The sequence below is a fragment of the Chitinophaga sedimenti genome, assembly GCF_023156195.1.
In the GTDB taxonomy this organism is placed as follows: Bacteria; Bacteroidota; Bacteroidia; order Chitinophagales; family Chitinophagaceae; genus Chitinophaga; species Chitinophaga sedimenti.
The window spans coordinates 5,997,160-6,013,732 of record NZ_JAKUKA010000001.1 but is presented as its reverse complement, the minus strand read 5'-3'; the positions used below and the strand labels follow the sequence as shown (position 1 = coordinate 6,013,732).

General features: G+C 50.0%; 20 protein-coding genes and 2 pseudogenes. 6 read left to right on the top strand and 16 right to left on the bottom strand.

From position 1 onward, the window contains the following. Positions 1-57: 57 nt before the first annotated feature. The 8 genes from MKQ70_RS34670 to MKQ70_RS34640 all read right to left on the bottom strand — a co-directional run bounded on the left by MKQ70_RS34670 (position 58) and on the right by MKQ70_RS34640 (position 7,571). Complete coding sequence (locus tag MKQ70_RS34670) at positions 58-828, bottom strand: RagB/SusD family nutrient uptake outer membrane protein (RefSeq protein WP_248079893.1); 771 nt, start codon at positions 826-828, stop codon at positions 58-60. 14 nt (positions 829-842) lie between these two features. After that, complete coding sequence (locus MKQ70_RS34665; RefSeq protein ID WP_248079891.1) at positions 843-1,862, bottom strand: RagB/SusD family nutrient uptake outer membrane protein; 1,020 nt, start codon at positions 1,860-1,862, stop codon at positions 843-845. Positions 1,863-1,874: 12 nt separating this feature from the next. Further along, positions 1,875-4,175, bottom strand: a complete 2,301-nt coding sequence (locus MKQ70_RS34660) for a SusC/RagA family TonB-linked outer membrane protein (RefSeq protein ID WP_248081851.1) — start codon at positions 4,173-4,175, stop codon at positions 1,875-1,877. Next, complete coding sequence (locus tag MKQ70_RS34655; protein ID WP_248079889.1) at positions 4,168-5,265, bottom strand: TonB-dependent receptor plug domain-containing protein; 1,098 nt, start codon at positions 5,263-5,265, stop codon at positions 4,168-4,170. Before MKQ70_RS34655 ends, MKQ70_RS34660 begins: the two co-directional genes overlap by 8 nt. 44 nt (positions 5,266-5,309) lie before the next feature. Beyond that, positions 5,310-6,275 carry a FecR family protein gene (locus tag MKQ70_RS34650; RefSeq protein ID WP_248079887.1) on the bottom strand — a complete coding sequence of 322 codons (966 nt, stop codon included), beginning with the start codon at positions 6,273-6,275 and terminating at the stop codon, positions 5,310-5,312. A gap of 54 nt (positions 6,276-6,329) precedes the next feature. Beyond that, the gene (locus MKQ70_RS34645; protein ID WP_248079885.1) at positions 6,330-6,854 is read right to left on the bottom strand and encodes a sigma-70 family RNA polymerase sigma factor; all 525 of its coding nucleotides are present in this window, start codon (positions 6,852-6,854) and stop codon (positions 6,330-6,332) included. 190 nt (positions 6,855-7,044) lie between these two features. Next, positions 7,045-7,158, bottom strand: a complete 114-nt coding sequence (locus MKQ70_RS41760; protein WP_308199345.1) for a DinB family protein — start codon at positions 7,156-7,158, stop codon at positions 7,045-7,047. Further along, entirely contained in the window at positions 7,152-7,571 is a 420-nt protein-coding gene (locus MKQ70_RS34640; RefSeq protein ID WP_282456957.1) for a DinB family protein, read from the bottom strand. The genes MKQ70_RS41760 and MKQ70_RS34640 overlap by 7 nt, the downstream gene beginning before the upstream one ends. Before the next feature lie 149 nt (positions 7,572-7,720). Here MKQ70_RS34640 and MKQ70_RS40525 point away from each other — a divergent pair, with 149 nt between their 5' ends. From MKQ70_RS40525 to MKQ70_RS34630, 3 genes are read left to right on the top strand one after another with little or no spacing between them, the layout of a single operon-like run. Next, positions 7,721-8,221, top strand: a complete 501-nt coding sequence (locus MKQ70_RS40525) for an aldehyde dehydrogenase family protein (protein ID WP_282456956.1) — start codon at positions 7,721-7,723, stop codon at positions 8,219-8,221. Further along, on the top strand, positions 8,173-9,135 hold the full coding sequence (locus MKQ70_RS40520) for an aldehyde dehydrogenase family protein (protein WP_308199593.1): 963 nt from the start codon (positions 8,173-8,175) through the stop codon (positions 9,133-9,135). Before MKQ70_RS40525 ends, MKQ70_RS40520 begins: the two co-directional genes overlap by 49 nt. 24 nt (positions 9,136-9,159) lie before the next feature. After that, entirely contained in the window at positions 9,160-9,954 is a 795-nt protein-coding gene (locus MKQ70_RS34630) for an AraC family transcriptional regulator (protein ID WP_248079883.1), read from the top strand. On the opposite strand, the pseudogene MKQ70_RS34625 reads toward MKQ70_RS34630, so the two are convergent. Next, a pseudogene (locus tag MKQ70_RS34625) lies at positions 9,944-11,215 on the bottom strand (IPT/TIG domain-containing protein); the annotation flags it as partial. The gene MKQ70_RS34630 and the pseudogene MKQ70_RS34625 sit on opposite strands and share 11 nt — an antisense overlap. 335 nt (positions 11,216-11,550) lie before the next feature. Here MKQ70_RS34625 and MKQ70_RS34620 point away from each other — a divergent pair. Further along, positions 11,551-11,978, top strand: a pseudogene (locus MKQ70_RS34620) (YqgE/AlgH family protein). Here MKQ70_RS34620 and MKQ70_RS34610 read toward each other — a convergent pair. Continuing rightward, the gene (locus MKQ70_RS34610; protein ID WP_248079875.1) at positions 11,975-12,250 is read right to left on the bottom strand and encodes a hypothetical protein; all 276 of its coding nucleotides are present in this window, start codon (positions 12,248-12,250) and stop codon (positions 11,975-11,977) included. The pseudogene MKQ70_RS34620 and the gene MKQ70_RS34610 sit on opposite strands and share 4 nt — an antisense overlap. Before the next feature lie 496 nt (positions 12,251-12,746). Here MKQ70_RS34610 and MKQ70_RS34605 point away from each other — a divergent pair, with 496 nt between their 5' ends. Together MKQ70_RS34605 and MKQ70_RS34600 are read left to right on the top strand one after the other, a co-directional pair. Next, entirely contained in the window at positions 12,747-13,088 is a 342-nt protein-coding gene (locus MKQ70_RS34605) for a hypothetical protein (RefSeq protein WP_248079873.1), read from the top strand. Positions 13,089-13,140: 52 nt separating this feature from the next. After that, on the top strand, positions 13,141-13,347 hold the full coding sequence (locus MKQ70_RS34600) for a helix-turn-helix transcriptional regulator (RefSeq protein WP_248079871.1): 207 nt from the start codon (positions 13,141-13,143) through the stop codon (positions 13,345-13,347). Between the two features lie 36 nt (positions 13,348-13,383). Here the strand turns inward: MKQ70_RS34600 and MKQ70_RS34595 are convergent, their stop codons facing one another. The 6 genes from MKQ70_RS34595 to MKQ70_RS34570 all read right to left on the bottom strand — a co-directional run bounded on the left by MKQ70_RS34595 (position 13,384) and on the right by MKQ70_RS34570 (position 16,569). Then, a complete protein-coding gene (locus tag MKQ70_RS34595) occupies positions 13,384-13,563 on the bottom strand; it encodes a hypothetical protein (RefSeq protein ID WP_248079869.1) in 180 nt (59 codons plus the stop codon). Positions 13,564-13,590: 27 nt separating this feature from the next. After that, positions 13,591-14,490 carry a hypothetical protein gene (locus tag MKQ70_RS34590; RefSeq protein ID WP_248079867.1) on the bottom strand — a complete coding sequence of 300 codons (900 nt, stop codon included), beginning with the start codon at positions 14,488-14,490 and terminating at the stop codon, positions 13,591-13,593. Further along, a complete protein-coding gene (locus MKQ70_RS34585; protein WP_248079865.1) occupies positions 14,490-15,617 on the bottom strand; it encodes a hypothetical protein in 1,128 nt (375 codons plus the stop codon). The genes MKQ70_RS34590 and MKQ70_RS34585 overlap by 1 nt, the downstream gene beginning before the upstream one ends. 134 nt (positions 15,618-15,751) lie before the next feature. Then, the gene (locus MKQ70_RS34580) at positions 15,752-16,135 is read right to left on the bottom strand and encodes a tellurite resistance TerB family protein (RefSeq protein WP_248079863.1); all 384 of its coding nucleotides are present in this window, start codon (positions 16,133-16,135) and stop codon (positions 15,752-15,754) included. Between the two features lie 103 nt (positions 16,136-16,238). After that, positions 16,239-16,400, bottom strand: a complete 162-nt coding sequence (locus MKQ70_RS34575) for a YegP family protein (RefSeq protein WP_248081849.1) — start codon at positions 16,398-16,400, stop codon at positions 16,239-16,241. Next, positions 16,327-16,569 (bottom strand): YegP family protein, encoded by a 243-nt coding sequence (locus MKQ70_RS34570; RefSeq protein WP_248081900.1) that lies wholly within the window; start codon positions 16,567-16,569, stop codon positions 16,327-16,329. The genes MKQ70_RS34575 and MKQ70_RS34570 overlap by 74 nt, the downstream gene beginning before the upstream one ends. Positions 16,570-16,573 lie beyond the last annotated feature (4 nt).

Below are 16,573 nucleotides of genomic sequence, written 5' to 3'. Positions count from 1 at the left end.
TTAATAAAAAGGCCCCCGCGAACGGGAGGCCTGCTACCAGCCAGGGTAAAAACCTGGCTAGTAACCACGTGATTGTACCAATACTTTATTCCGGTCGATTTCGCTTTGCGGGACCGGGTAGAAGTAATATTTATCCTGCCACTCCGCCCGTTTAAACGCCACTTTTCGCTGGTGAAAAACAGGATCGCTCAGCGAAGCGCCGCCTTCCATGTTCATGCCATGAAATTCACCGGTCTGGTGCGATTCGGGATCATCGGCCACTTTCCAGCGGCGCACGTCCCAGTAGCGATGCCCTTCGTACATCAGCTCTATCGTTCTTTCGAGGCGCACCTGTTTGCGTAACTCTTCCACCGTGCCACCTGCCAGCGAAGGCAAACCAGCGCGGTTACGCACCAGGTTCAGGTACGTTAACCCCTCCGTGATATTACCATATTCGATCATCGCCTCGGCGTAGTTCAGGTAAATTTCAGCGAGCCGTATCATCATCGCGGGGCGATTTACATACTTTCCGCTGGAAAAATTAGTAGTAGGATGCACGTTTTTACGCGCCGTATACCCGGTAGTGGGGAAGTCGCGTGCGATGCCCTTTTTACCGGAATTTCCCGTGTAGAAAAACTCGACCCTTGACTGGCCGGAGGCCGCTACCACCGGGATGGTAGCACCATTAAAGGTGACGTTTACATAAAAACGCGGTTCGCGGTTTACATACATATTGTTGGTACCCGCTGCGTAATACGTGGTGGCAGCAGTTGCGTAAGTATTCTCGTCATAACCGTTGCCACCCGCGGTGATAGATGAACCGTCGGCCATGCGGTAGCGGTCAACCATTTCCTGCGGTACGGCTATACCGTTCCGGCATTACCATTGGAGGAACGGGGACATACGTGGCGCTCCCAGGTGCCATAGGCAGTGTTGGTGCGCAGCCAGATGCCTTCTTTCAGGTACCCGTCGAAATACACATTGCGGCAGGCGAGATAGGCGGCCGTAAAAGGATTCGCATCCGCCACCTTGTACAATTCCCAGCGGTTCATTTTTATCACGTCCATGGCTGCATCGGCTGCGCGTTTCCAGCGTTCCTTGTCATAGGTCTGGTTAAAAAGCTGTGCACCGTCTTTGTTTTTGAAATCGGACATATCGGTATTGCCGTTAAACAACGGGCTGGCGTGGAACAGCAGCACCTGCGATTTCACGGCGGCAATAACCGGTTTGGTAATACGACCGGTCTGGCTCATATCTTCCGCACCCGTATTCGGCGCCAGGTGTACTACGGGTACGTCGGGGTAGGCTTTATCCATTTCGGCAATCACATAGGCTACACATTCGTCCCAGGGGCTACGCGGCAGCTGGAAATTGTCGCTGCTTTCCTTGGGCTCCTCGCCCATGAGCACCACCGGACCATATTGTTTCATCAGCAGCCAGTAATAATAAGCGCGCAGGAAACGGGCTTCGGCTTTGTACTGGGTAAGCAGCTGTGCACCTTCGGGCTGGTCCAGTATCTCTTTATTCTGATCTGCATTTTTTAAGAAGATGGCGCAATAGCGGATCGTTTGATAATACGAGTTCCAAGTATTGGGGCTCGCATTATCGGCCGTGATGGCGCCGGAGTTGATGCCGGTGTTACCCAGGCATAATCCAGTTCGTCTGTCTGACCGCTCCGGTGTGTTGTTATAGGGTTGGTCCCACAGATCGGGAATATTATTGTAGCAGCGTGCCAGCCATTGCTCGGTCATGGCGCGGTTGGTGAAAATATCTTTCAGCGTGGTAATATTATCCGGCACCGTATCCGGGTATCCCTTTTTACAGGCGGAAAAGGCGCATGCCGCTATTACGATCACAAGGCTTTTAAATAGCATGTTTTTCATCTGTCGCAAATTTTAAAGGAAGTTGATACGAAGGCCCACGTTAAACACAGACAGCTGCGGGTATACAATACCGCGACCGTTCGTTAGTTCCGGGTCCCACACCTTCCATTTGGATATCGTAAAGAGGTTGGTGCCCTGTGCATAGGCGCGCAGGTTTTTGATACCGAGACGTTTCAGGCGTTCCACACCGAAGTTGTAGCCGACCATGAGTTCTTTCAGGCGGATGTAATCGGCGCGCTTCACCCACCAGGTACTGGTGTAGTAGTTGGTGGTCACGTCCTGGCGGGTTGACATACGTGGATAAAAAGGCCGTTCATTTGGATTGTCAGGCGTCCAGCGATCCAGCGCCTGCGTATAAAGGTTACCGCGTGTAGGACCATCATAAAAAGGATTGGTGCCATATCCGCTAGCGTACGAGAAATCTACCAAAGCCGCGCCTTGCCAGAACATAAACACATCGAACCTTTTAATGGACAGGCTGAGGTTGAGGCCATAAAGAATGCGCGGCACATCGCCATAACCAATGGCTTTCTGGTCAAAACTATTGATAGTTCCATCTTCGTTCAGGTCTTTGTACTTGATATCGCCCGGGCGCACATCACCTGCCTGGGTGGGCGATTTGAGAATTTCTGCTGAATCTTTAAACAGGCCCAGTGCGACGTAACCAAAGCGCTGCGAAATAGCATGGCCGGTACGGTTCAACCAGGGATATTGCCAGGCCGGCAACCCGTCTGCAATATTCTCATTCTTATTATAGTTGAAGTTACCGCGGAAGCCCACGGAGTAGTCCTTACCAAACTGCTGATTATACTCGATGGTAAAATCAACACCCCCGTTGGAAGTAATGCCCACGTTGCCAAACGGCAGGTTGCCGGAGGTATAACCGGACGCATAAGGCACGTCGAGTTGTTTTAAGAGGATGCCGGTGCGTCGTTCGTGGAATACATCTGCAATGATCGATAACTTGTTATTAAACGTTTTCACCTCAACACCCAGGTTTTGCCTGCGGCCGGTTTCCCAGCTCACATCGGAGCCCACCTGTCCTTCCTCATAACCGCTGAAACCAGTGGTGGTACCCGGTACGCCAAAGGTGTAACCATCGCCGCCATTGATGCGTGTAAGGAACAGGAAGCGGGAGTTGGTATTACTGTTACCCGTTAAACCATAGGTGTAACGCAGTTTAAAGTGATTCAACACCTGTGTGGCGCGTGCGAAAAATGGTTCGTTGGATATTACCCAACCCACACCGGCGGAGGGAAAGAAACCATAACGCCTTTTGGGAGTGAAGTTCTCGGAACCATTGTAACCGAAGTTCACCTCTCCGAAATAACGATTATCGTACCCATAAGTTGCCCTGCCGCTCATACCGCGAAGGCGGAAGGGAATGGACGCTACGAGGTCGCCTGCGTCGCCGTTCACGTAGTCGGACTGATTAAACAGTAACAGGCCGGACACATCATGTTTCTTATTAAAAGTATTACTGTAGTTCAGTGCTGTTTCAGTATAAAAACGGCGGTTGCCACCGCGGCTGATCTCGAAGCCCAGCACGTTGGAACCCGGATCAACAATAGATGTGATCAGCTCTCCGTTCGCATCGCGGCCACTGGCATAGTATGTTTGCACGCTGCGTTTACGGTTCAGGTTATTCCAGTTGTAACTGTCAAACGCGAACATGGAAGTAAGGGACAAACCCTTTACAATAAAGGGCAGTTCCTGGCGGAAACGGATGTTAGACGTAATGTTGTTACGATACTCCGTAGCGAAGCCGCTTTGCGTGAGATCGCGGTACGGGCTGGCGAAGCTGCCATTGGGGATCTTCGGCCATTGTCCGTTGGAATAACGCGGCGGGATCAGGTAAGGCGGCACCTGGCTCGCCATATCGAACAGCGCGCCGGTACCAATGCCCGGATAGTTGCCGTTAATAATATATCCTTTGATGCCCAGTTCGAGCTTGGTGGTTTTCGTAATGTTCGCGTCTACGTTCGTGGTAAAGTTGTAGCGGTCCAGCTTCAGGGAAGAGTTGTACGACTGTACATCATCGCGCTTGAGCATACCCACTTCAGAATAATAACCTGCGGAGATGTAATAAGTAGCGAACTCAGAGCCGCCGCGTACGTTCAGCAACGCTTTGCGGTTGCTACCCCATTCATTGAACAGTACTTTATACCAGTCAACATCCGGGTACAGATCGGGATCTTCCTGGCTGATGTGTTTAGCGATCTGCGCCTCTTCGTAAGCCGGTGTTCTGCCGCGCGCGACCAGTCCCTCGTTATACAAACGCATGAAATCACCGGCGCCAACGAACTTAGGCAGTTGTGTAAAACGGGTATAAGCCTGGTTCAGTTCCAGGTTTACATTGGGTTGCGGGCTTACCCATTTTTGTGTTCACGATGATTACACCATTAGCACCGCGTGTACCGTATACGGCGGTGGCGGAGGCATCTTTCAGGATGGTAAAGCTCTCCACATCTTCGGGGTCGAGGTCGTTAATAGGCCTGTCAGGCACACCATCTACAATAATGAGTGGCCCTTGCGGGCTGGAGCTAAAAGTAGAAATACCGCGAATATAAATATCCGATCCGTCGTACCCCGGCTCGCCGCTCTTTTGAATGGCGACGATACCTGCCAGGCGGCCGCCGAGGGCGTTGGTCAGGCTGCGGGAAGGCAGTTTCAGTTCCTGTGGGCGCACGGTGCTTTGCGCGCCTACAAGACTAACTTTCTTCTGCGCGCCAAAACCAACGACTACCACCTCGTTCAGGCCGCCTTCTTTGGCTTCAAGGATCACGTTAAGGTCTACACGATTTCGTACTGCTAACGTTTGCGAAATATAACCGATAAACGAGAACTCCAGCGAATCCGTAGGTTCTACTTCCAGTGCATAACCACCGGTTTCGCTGGTCACGGTACCGTTGGAGGTACCTGTTACCCGTACCGTTACACCGATAATGGGTGCGCCCAGTTTATCCTTTACCAGTCCGACCACGCGCATTTTAACAGCGGCTGACTTTTCCGGTTTAGGCGCCGCCGGTTCAGGAACGATTACATATTGGTTGTCAGTAATGCGGTTCAGTTGCAGGCGATTTTCGGCCAGGGCTTCGCGTAGCAGGATAACTGCGCGCTCGCCATTTTCTTTGGCTACCTGGGCGTCTATCCGTACATCGCGGGTATATTTTTCATTGTGAGTAACGCGCAGTTTGTGGCGGGCGTAAAGCATGTCAAGCACATCTTTCAGCGGCACTTTGCGGCTGGTTCTGCGTCCGGTTTCTTTGTCGGCATCCTGCTCCCCGGTGATGGCGCCGGCATTGGCAAATACGCCCTGTGCATAGGATACGACAGTGACTGCCTGGAGGAACAGGCATAACACTGCCGTCTGAAGACATTGCTTCAGCGGTGCTGATTTCATAACGATGTAATTTAGATTAACGGTTCAGTTAAAGCGAGTTTGTGCTATTTTGGTTGAATGATAATTTTGCCTTGCCGGATGGTTACATTGGCATCCAGCGTGCTTTCGAGTACAAGCATCAGGGCGTCCTCCCCTTCTATTTTCAGTTGACCACTGAGGGCGGAGCCTTTGAATTTGGTTTTGTTCTTCACGGTTACTTCCAGGCCATAGTTGCTTCTGATCACTGTTTCTAGTTCATCTATATCTGTCTTTTCAAAAAAGTATTCTCCATCGCGCCAGGCGGAAAACAGCCGGGCGTTTACGCGCTGTTTTTGCATATGCCTGCCGGCCATCAACACCCTTTCGTTCGGGTTGACCACCATTTCCTCGCTGCCATAACCGGCTTTCACCTTACCGCTGTTCACCGTAACACTGGCCTCCGTGCGGTTTGCCTGTACGGTAAACGAGGTACCCAACACCTGCACGTTCACAGAATCTGCATGCACTAAAAAAGGCTGTGCCCCTTTTGCCACTTCAAAATAAACCGTACCGGTAACCCATATCTCCCGGTCCTGCTGCCCGAAATCCGGGCGGTAACGCAGGCTGCCGCCTTTATTTACCCATACGTTGGTACCATCGGGCAATGTAGCCTTCTGCACGGCTTCCGCGTAGCGCACTACTTCCTGCAGTCCGGTGGCCGGCTGCCGGTCCTTACTGAAATACCATGCCCCCGCCAGCACCAGCAGCACGGCCGCAGCGGCGGCGTACTTCATCAACACGTTCCGTTTCCGGCGCCTTTGGGCGGCCATTTTAACTTGTACCAACTCCCAACCTGCCGCAGTATCCACTTCCTGGCCCGACAGGCGCTGGTAGTCCAGGATATCTTTGATTTTAAAATATAATTCCCGGTTAGCGGCAGACCGCTTCAGCCACTCTTCCACCTCGGCGGCTTCCGCGGGTGTGGCCACACCGTCCAGTACATTCACGAGCAGCTGGTAATCAATATTGTCCGAATGGGAAATTGGTTCCATGTAGTATTAAGACGAAGAGGTGCGCATTTTTACGTACGCGGGGAAAAAATATTTTTAAAATAAAAAGGAGAAGCAATAATTCAACTTGCGGACAAGCCCCCGCAGGGTGCGGATGCCTTTATATAATTGCGTTTCCACCGTACGGCTGGAGATGCCCATGGCGTCAGAAATTTCGGTTGGTTTTAATCCCTGCTGGTAGCGCAGCTTCACGATCTCGCGGCATTTGGGAGGCAATTGCTCAATAGCCTGCCAGATACCGGCGGTGGCGTCTTCCAGCAAACTCTTTTGCCCGGTGTCGGGATGAAAAAATTCCATCTCCTGGCTGGCCAGGAACTTTTTATGTACCTCCTGGCGGCGAAGATGATCGAGACATTTATTATAAACACTGCGGAACAGGTAACTGCGGGCGTTATCGGGGATTTTGCCATGCAGCTGGATAAACACATCCTGCACCATATCTTCTGCCGTATGCAGCTCCACGAACTTACAGGCATAACGCACCAGCTCCGCGTAGTGAAGCCGGAATAGTCCTGCTGCTTGGGCATGGCCATGGGGATGCTCTTCAGGGGAATACGACATACTCAGTTTTTCGATTGATCAGGCGCTATTGATGCGTAACGTGGCGACTTGTTCTTCCGACAAGCCTAATCAAATATAATAAAGCCGGTTATATTATTATAGCTTGGGGGCGCAAAAAAACATCAGTTTTTGAATAATTTATTACGATGGCGCCCGGCCGCTCTGCCGGCCGGGCGGAGGCAACTATTTATCATCTGCCATATACGTTGTAAAAGTTGTAATCGGTCATCGGGGCATCAGTAAAGCCGAGCTGCCTGCCAATGGTGATCACCTGTCCGCGGTGATACGTACTGTGGTTCACCACCGGATGATGTATTCAAAATTGGCGAAGTCGCATTCAAACCAGGGGTTTACAATTAAAGTATTCTCCTCTATTCTTTGGGTAGATAACGAAGTGATGTAATCGGCCATCTCCTCCGACTGATCTACCAGCAACTCCATGATAGCTGCCACGCCGCCGGTAAACTCCTGCGGTGCCGGCGCTTCTATACCTTTAATCATGGCCAGCCAGTAACATTGGGTTTGCCACATGTGCACCAGCGTTAATTTGATGCTGGGGAAGCTGGAATCCATTTCCTGTTCCAGCAGCTCCGCCGGCTTGGTACGCAACCATTTTACCAGCGTACTGGCCGCCCAGAAGTTGTAGTTCGCGTAGTTTTTCATGGCGGTGGCAATGGATGCCGGGGCAGTTGCGGGTGTTTGCATAGCATGTATCATGATGTGTGTGTTTTAATCTGATACAAAGAAAACGCCGGTTGGTGACAACAGTATGTCAGCAGCATTTTGTCTTTTTTGAACTTTACAGCAAAGTAAAATTGACCCTTACAGCAAACCAGTGTGGTGGCCTGCCGCGGTACCTTTGACATATGAAAACGATCCATAAAATCTACATCAACGGGCAATTTGTAACGCCCCTGGGCACCGATACCTTCGCACTCATCAACCCAACTAATAACCAGCAGATAGGCACGGTAGTGCTGGGCAACGAAGCTGATACGCAGTCGGCCATCGCTGCCGCCAAAGCCGCACTGCCTGCCTTTAACCGCAGCACCCGGGAGCAGCGCATCATGTATTTACAGCGCATACACGAAGCGCTGGCCAAACGCCGGGAGGAACTGGTCAACACGATGGTACTGGAGTACGGCGGCACCCTGCGCTTTAGCCGCGCAGCAGTGGGTATGGCCATCAACAATCCGCTGGACACCATACAGGTATTAAAACATTTTGAGTTTGAACGGACCGTGGGACAGTCGCGTGTAAGACTGGAACCGGTAGGAGTTGCCGGCATCATTACGCCCGGAACAGCAATGCCGGTTTTATCACCAGTAAGTTATCTTCTGCCATCGCTGCCGGTGTTACCACCGTAATTAAACCCAGCGAAATGAGCGCACTGCAAACGCAGATCGTGCTGGAAGCCCTGCATGAAGCTAATTTACCCGCTGGTGTCGTAAACCTCGTGAACGGCCTGGGCACCGTAGTGGGGGCGGAAATTACCCGCCATCCCGATATAGCCAAGATATCCTTTACCGGCTCTACAGCAGTGGGCAAAACCATTGCCCGCGACGCCGCCGCTACCATGAAGCGGGTAACGCTGGAACTTGGCGGCAAATCGCCCAATATCCTGCTGGACGATGCCGACCTGGCCGTCGCTATTCCACTGGCCATCGCCGCTGCATATAACAACAGCGGACAAGCCTGCATCGCTGCCACGCGGCTCCTTGTACCCGAGAGCCGGCTTGATGAAGTAAAAGCCCTGGTAAAGGCCGCCGTGGAACAGGTGAAAGTTGGCGATCCCGCGCAGGAAGACACCGCGGTAGGCCCTATGGTCAACAAAAAACAATATGAACGCGTGCAGCAGTACATTCAACTGGGGTTGGCAGAAGGTGCGGAACTGCTCACCGGTGGCGCCGGCCATCCCGCTGGACTGGAAGCCGGTAACTTTGTTAAACCAACTGTTTTCGTAAATGTGCACAACCAGATGCGCATCGCCAGGGAAGAAATCTTCGGGCCCGTATTATCTGTGATTGCCTATAAGGATGAAGCAGATGCAGTGGCGATTGCAAATGATACTGACTATGGCCTTTCTGCTTACGTAAGTTCCACAGATGAAACCCGCGCTTTACACATTGCCGCGCAATTGAATGCCGGCCGTGTGATGGTAAATGGATTTAAACATGATCCCCAGGCGCCGTTCGGCGGTTTCAAGCAATCGGGCATTGGCCGGGAGTTTGGCGTATATGGACTGGAGGCTTACCTGGAACCCAAAACCATACTGGTGTAAAATGCTTAATTTCGATAGGTTGATATGAATACAAACGACAAACGCCTGCCGATCCATTTTTCCTGCTACTTTACCCGTAGCAGGTCGGGCGAGAACTGGGTGGAGGAACACACCATCGGGTATGTACTGTCGGGCAGCCTGGAGGTGGACGACGGCGTGCATACCTACGCATTTAACGAAGGTGATTTGTACTTCTGCAAACGCAACAGCCTGGCCCGTTTCGCCAAGCAACCGGGGGCCAGTGGTGAGTTCCGTTCCCTTTCTATTTATTTTGAACAGGAGATGCTGCGCAGCTTCAGCGTGGAATATCAATACAATGCAGCCGGGCATCCGGCACCCATCAGCTTTTTACAGTTAGACGGGCAGTCGGTGCTGGGACAATTCATGCAAGGACTGCGCGCCTACGAATCGGTATTGAATGCACCGTTGCTGGACATCAAACGGAAGGAAGCATTATTGCTGCTGTTGCAATCGCAACCTTCCCTGAAAGACGTGTTGTTCGATTTTTCCGAACCGGGTAAAATAGACCTGGAAGCGTTTATGCAACAAAACTATCAATTCAACTTAGAGATAAAGCGGTTTGCGTACCTTACCGGCCGCAGCCTGTCTACTTTTAAAAGAGATTTTGAAAAGATCTTTCACGATACGCCCAGCCGCTGGCTGGTAAGCCGCCGCCTGCAGGCAGCTTATCATCTTATCAAAGAAAAGGGAAAAATGGCATCGGATATTTACCTCGATCTTGGTTTCGAGGACCTCTCCCATTTTTCCTTTGCTTTTAAGAAACAATTCGGCGTGGCGCCTTCGATGCTTACGGCTTAAACCTGAACTCGAACAGGCGTCCGGAGCCGGTCCAGCCATACGGTACACCATCTACCACTTCTACAAACGACATTGTCGGGGCATTCGCCGGTTCCACTACCACACGCCAGGTACCGCCGTTTGCGTCGGGGGTGTATTCCCAAACCCGTGGTCCTGCCAAGAAATAAGCCTTACCATTGAGCGCGAAAGCCGGGGTAGACAAGCCCACAAGATCATCGGGCATATCGGCCATGCGCACGAACTGGTTAGGCGCTGTGAAACGGAACAATGCTTTGCGGGTGCCAAGCACTTCCATCAAAGCGCGACCGATGTACACATCGTTGCCGATGACTACCGCATTTGCGCGCGACATTTCGGAGAAATCGCCGGTGAGTATATGTTCCCAGGCACCATTTGCATTGAATTTATATAAACTTTTACTGCCGCTGCCGAAGCCTGCGTATAAGGTGTTATTCAACACGAAAGAAAGTGAGAAGGTGGTAGTCTCGGGTATGTCGGGCAGGTTTTCGGCAGTATTATTATCGGGATTAAAGCGCCACCACTTGCCACTCGCAACACCGTTGCTGCCGAGCGCAGACCCGATATATACTTTACCATTGTAAGTTTTTGCCGTGGCATGCGTTTGATCGGGTCCCAGCATACCATCGGGTAAAAAGTCAAAAATCCATTGCGGTGCGGCGGCTTTGGGATTGCAGGTCATGAAGCCGGCTTTGGTTTCACCCTGGGTGAGTTTGGTGAAGCCCCAGTATAACTTGTTATTGTAAGCGAATGAAGTGCCGTTGATGAAAATGCCGCCCGGCGCCGCGTTGATCGTTTTCTCCACCCACTCGGCCATTTTACCGGCAGACGATACCGTGAAGGCCGTAGCGGTTTGTGTAGACAAATTATCCGCCTCTACTGCTATCTTATATGACAGCGGCGCGGCAAACGACGGCGTTTTAAATTTGATTTCCGTATCAGAATGACTGATCAGCGGCATTACTTGATTGTCGACGCGCACGATGGGATTGTTCCCGAATTGCTTCCCGGTGATCGTAACTACTGTTCCCCAGGGTCCTTCTTTCGGTGTAAAATCAGTGATCGCAGGGCCGGGTTGGTCCACTACGAAATCCGTTGCGGATGTTCCGGTTTGCTGTCCAACCGTGACTTTAAGTTTACCGGTGGTGGCGCCTGCGGGTACTTTCACTTTCAGCTGCGTAGCGGAGAAGGAAATAACATCGGCTACCGTAACATTGAAAGTGACGCGGTTACCATTTGGCTGGGTACTGAAGTTTTACCCGTAATGGTAACTTCTGTACCGGGCAGACCATGGGCGGGCGTAAATGCGGTGATTTCCGGTGTTTTTACGGGTTCGGGCTTGTTGCCGGGTTTGTCGTCTTTTTGCAGGCAATAGCCGGGATGAACAGCATAGTTGTTGCTAGTCTTCTCATATTGGGGTACTTTTTGTTTGAGGTGCTTTGCGGGATTTGCAGATGCATGGTTCCGGGGCGAAAGTAGTAGATCATATTGCGGCACCTAACATGTATTTGCGTGAGATGCAAAAAAATGCAGGTGAAGTGACGCGACGCAGCAATTAAATGTTTTTAACTTTACAATATGAAACCAGGCATCTTTATCAAAAGCACTTCCGCACTGGATGATACTGTTTTTCAAAACACGCTCATCTACATTACGGAATACAACGACAATGGCGCAACAGGCTTTGTGGTGAATCAACCCTTTTCGCGCAGCCTGAATGAATTGGAGGAGTTCAAACATCTTCCGCCATTCCCTATTCACGTGGGCGGACCAGTGGACCAGGAGCACCTGTTTTCATTCACCGGCGTCCCGATATTATTCCGGGCGGCACACCAGTGGCAGGTGATGTGTGTTACGGCGGCGATTTTAACATAGCCGTTCAGCAGGCATTACGCACCAGCGACATGAAAGTATTTCTCGGTTATTGTGGTTGGGACAAAGCGGAACTGGATGCGGAAATGGAAGAAGGAAGCTGGGTGGTTGTGGATGACATGACGCTTTTCTAGAAACTACGCGAGGCCATAATCACCACAATGATGAGCGTAACAATACCGCCAAGTAAACACATCCTATTAAGATGACCGCCCATTAACGCCAGTGCAATATTATACACCAGCAGGTAAGCCCCGGTTCCCATCAGCGTAAACATCTTCGTAAGATCATACGATCCCCCGCCGATGGACGGTGCCCCCACCCGGTCACGGATCAGGAACACGTATACCAGTATCAGGATGGGAATGAATAACAGGATCAATTTAATACGCAGGCTTGTATTCATGCTGCTGAAGATAATAAAAAAATGGCAAGGAGAACTAAGTCCCCCTTGCCGGATATATTACCTCCTGCAACCCGGATTTTGTTAACCAATATGTCAAAGAACTTCCTCGCCCCTTTTCACAGTTCCGGCGTCTTACGACGGCGGTAATCGATTTACAAAATTACACCTGCTCACCCCCGGTATCGGGAACGATGTAACGAAGCTGCATAAACGCTGTAACGAAACCCCTATTTTGATGTCATGAACGGTGGATGAGCCCCCTGAAACCCTTGACCAGTAAGGAATAAAACTTGTACCCATTAAATTATCAGCCGTAAGCGGATGATTAACATACACCAGGTATATGGATCCTGTATGCATCCTTTATCCCCCATCACTACCAGCGTGGGTTTCAGCGAACGAGCATATAGGATGCATACAGGATCCCTACAGGATGAAATAAATTTGCCGTAATGTAAAGTATACATTACTTTTAGTAAAGAATAAATTACAAACTATGCGACAAAACGCCTTCCCTTATGCCAATTGGACTAAAATACTGGGGGTATTGATTATCGCTGCCGGCATCATCAGCTTTTTCCAGCGACACTATACACGAGGCATTTACGATTTTAACGACCTGGCGGTGGGCCTTAGCTGGGGCTTTGTTTTCATTTTCTTTTCGAAGGAAAAAACGGATGACGAAATGATACAAAGCCTGAAGTTTAAGGCCCTGGCGAGGTCGGTGATCGTATCCTTTTCGGCCACGCACCTGTTTAATTACCTATTCCTGAACTGGCATTTCGAGCGGCAGCAAGATGTGATCCTATCCGTTTCGGCGTACCAGTTTTTACCTTAACATTGATGATGGCGACAGGGTACTTTTATTACCTGAAACATCGCGCAACAGTATGAAAAATCTCATAAAGGTAGAACGGGCGAGGCATGACCTAACGCAGGCGGAGCTGGCGGATAAAGTGAAGGTATCGAGGCAGACGATTATTGCGATTGAGTCGGGGAAGTTTATACCGTCGACGGTGTTGGCGTTTAAAATTGCGAAAGTGTTGGGGTGTAGGGTGGATGAGGTGTTTGAGTTGGAGGAGGGGGATTGGTCGTAAAAAGGAAGCGGCGACCTTTCGTTGCCGCTTCTTTCATCATACCTTCTTCATTCTTAACATTCCGCGGATTACATCCACCGCCTGCTCCGCGCCCGTTGGCAACAGCTGCGCCTTCTCGCGCGCGGCAATAGTATCCAATGCCAATCGCACGAAGATCCTGCGCCGAAAGGCGTAAAAATAGAGGATTAACAGCATTCTTCTTTTATCAGCATTCATGTTATGATTGTTTTTTCGTTTTAAGAACTACCCTTTCAGAAACCGCTCTACCTTCTGCTTCGTCATTTCCGGAATATCACTATTCAGCACCTTAAACCTGGCCACGTTCATTTCTCCAAACCACTTTTCCATAACCTTCCGGATCATATCTTCATCATTTTTGTTTTTGGCAGATGGCGTTACTTCCAGCACCAGCACCTCCAGCTGTTGCAGGTCCGAGCGTTTACTGATCAGGCCAAAATCCAGCTTATCCATCTCCGCAGCCCAGCTCTGAATTTTACGGAATTTATACTTATCGAACAGGTCGGGTAAAAGATAGGCGTACCGGTTATTCTCCACATCTTTTGAGTCCTGGTGGTAAATGTAGCCATCGGTGAAAATGACCAGCACATTCCGATATGTGGGATCGTCTTCCACAGCGATCTCTTTTACATCATTCTTAAAAAACCGCCAGATATCCGAGCCGGGCCAGTTAGCCTGGCGTACGGCGGTGCGGTAAATATTGCTGATGTTTTCGGTAACGGTATGGCGCAGGTTATCATACACCGCCTTCTTCGCTTTAGTATCCATCGTAGAAAGATCTATGTTCAGATTTTTCACGGCCTGGTTAATGCCCGCATCAGGGGGATTAGGATGGAAAATAATGCGCATCTTCCCTTTGGCCATAAAACCACCCTTCTCATCCATCTGGTCTAAAAAGTATTTGGACAAATAGCTGATAAGGATACTATCGCGATCGAGATGTTCAGGAACGGCGGGATTCAGTACCGGGTCGATCCTGTCTGACAGATCCAGCAGGATCGTGAGGTTCAGTTGTTTCTCTGATGCAGGGGCCTGCTCCGGTTGCTTTTCCGCAGATTCTTCATGAGCTGCCTGTCCGCAGGCGCAGCCCAGCATCCAAAGGATGAGTACAAAAAGATATTTCATCAGTTATAGATTTCAGGATAATTGTAAATAGCATCACGTACAAACTGGTGTACCGTTTCAGAAGCGGCATCCATCCTGTCGGGACCAGCACCGTTCTCTCTCATCCATGCCAGCCATCCGGCCATAAAGGCATATGCCACCTGCTCGAACTCTCTTGGTATAATGGTGCTGTTGATCGATTCCATCATCTTCTTAACTTTCGTTTTAGTGATGTCGATCTGGTGCGTCATCTTATCCACATCCTGGTTCAGCTGGAGGATTTCAGCGTTCAGGTCCTGTGTGAGAATTTCTTTTTCCCGCAATACCACTTTCACTTTATCAAGCTTTCCGAAGGCTGCCAATACAAAATCGAGCACAAATCCCCATATCAGGTACACGATAAAACCAGCGAAAATGATGATCCAGAAATTAATGGACTTGAGTGCAATGCTTATAGAGAATTCGGGCATTTCGGCGCCAAAACTGTTACGCGCCTTGATGTCGTAAATTTTTTCGGTGATGTCGTAAGCCAGCAATGCATCAAAAAGGAAGGTGACAATGACCAGCATCGCAATCTTAAAAAACTTCGAAAAGCCTTTCCCTTCCTGTATTTTATGAATCAGGTATCCCAGTCCCGGGAACACGAAAGGAATGGTGAGGATTAATACCAATTCCATTACACCGTCTTTCACGCCTTTGGACAACGCCTGTGGATCAAATATGGCGTTGGCCACGCCAATCGCGCTCAGGGAAAATTCTTTAAAGAAGGCGGAATAAGAAGCGGAACTATAAAAAGTAAACAGGTATACTGTCAGAAAAAGCAGGATGATCAACCCAATATAAAAACTAGGTTTGGCCCCGGAATCGCCGATAATTTCCTGCGGATTTTTCCGGATGTGCGCGGCTTCTTCTTTACAGGTCTCGATGCGTTGCTTTAGCGTTGGCACCTTTTCCTCCAATATACTTTTGATGCGGTTTTCCCAGCGGGCGATGTGTCCCTTTTGCTCTTCCAACGATACTCTTATCGGCTTTTTCAGTTCTTCCTGTTTGCCATGATCGTCTTTAATCTGGTCTTTAAAAGTGAAATACAATTTTTGAAGACAGACTTTTAAACCAGCCAGGCTGCCGCCTAAGTTACCGGCCTGCATATGCCCTTCTTCCTGCGGATTAGCAGCCTTTACAGGCTTTTTCGGGGACGGGGCTGCTGGTAACAGCTCTTTCAGGGCGAAGAGTCCCTTCGTTATTTTCGTTAAACTCCCCCCTTAAAGATTTTGAGATACAGTTAACAGGATTGCTTCTTTAGGTGTTTTTTGAAGGCCTCTTCCAGCAGGTAATCGCAGATGGGGCCTACATTCTGATCTTCGAAACCAAAGCGGGCGCAGAACCGTTCCAGGGTTTCACGTTCTTCAGGGTCGAGCTGTCCATCCGACCAGGCGATAAGGCTCAGGTCATAAAGGCAATCAATTTTCTCTAAGACAGATTGCGGAGGTAAAATGTCAACGGAGCCGGATTGCAGCAACAGGTTGTCTATCTCTTCCCGGCTGATGCCACGGTCCTGCCCGATGAGATACAGGGCTTCCAGCTCTTTAACATCAATTTCGGAATCGGAAAGCGCCATCTGATAAAAATGAAGGAAGTGATTTTTTAACTCGGGTGTGAGCGCCATAACATATCAGTTTTTACAATTAGGATTTTTAGATAGAAAAGAGGGGGAACAATCAAGGTCAGGGACAAACAGGAACAGACCTGGGGATTGTTCCCCTTTGGGGTTAGGTAAGGTCGACGATTTCGGCGATCGGAGCGTTCCGCTTCACAGATTCGATCCCGCGGTCGCGTGCATCGGCGGTGCTGTAGCCTTCACTGACGCCGATAACCTCGCCGCCTACTGCCGAGGTTGAAACGATAATTACCAGAAGTTCCCTTACGTTCATAACGTACATCATGCGGTGCATTTACTCTAACAGATGCAATGCCGCTGCGGCATCCCTGATTGCTCTTGTACATTTCGCTAGTTAAAATCTTTTCACCGTTGCCGGCTTTCAGATTAAAATAGAACTCGCCGTTTGTGGCTTTTTTAATCTCAAATTTGGGATTACTCATATTG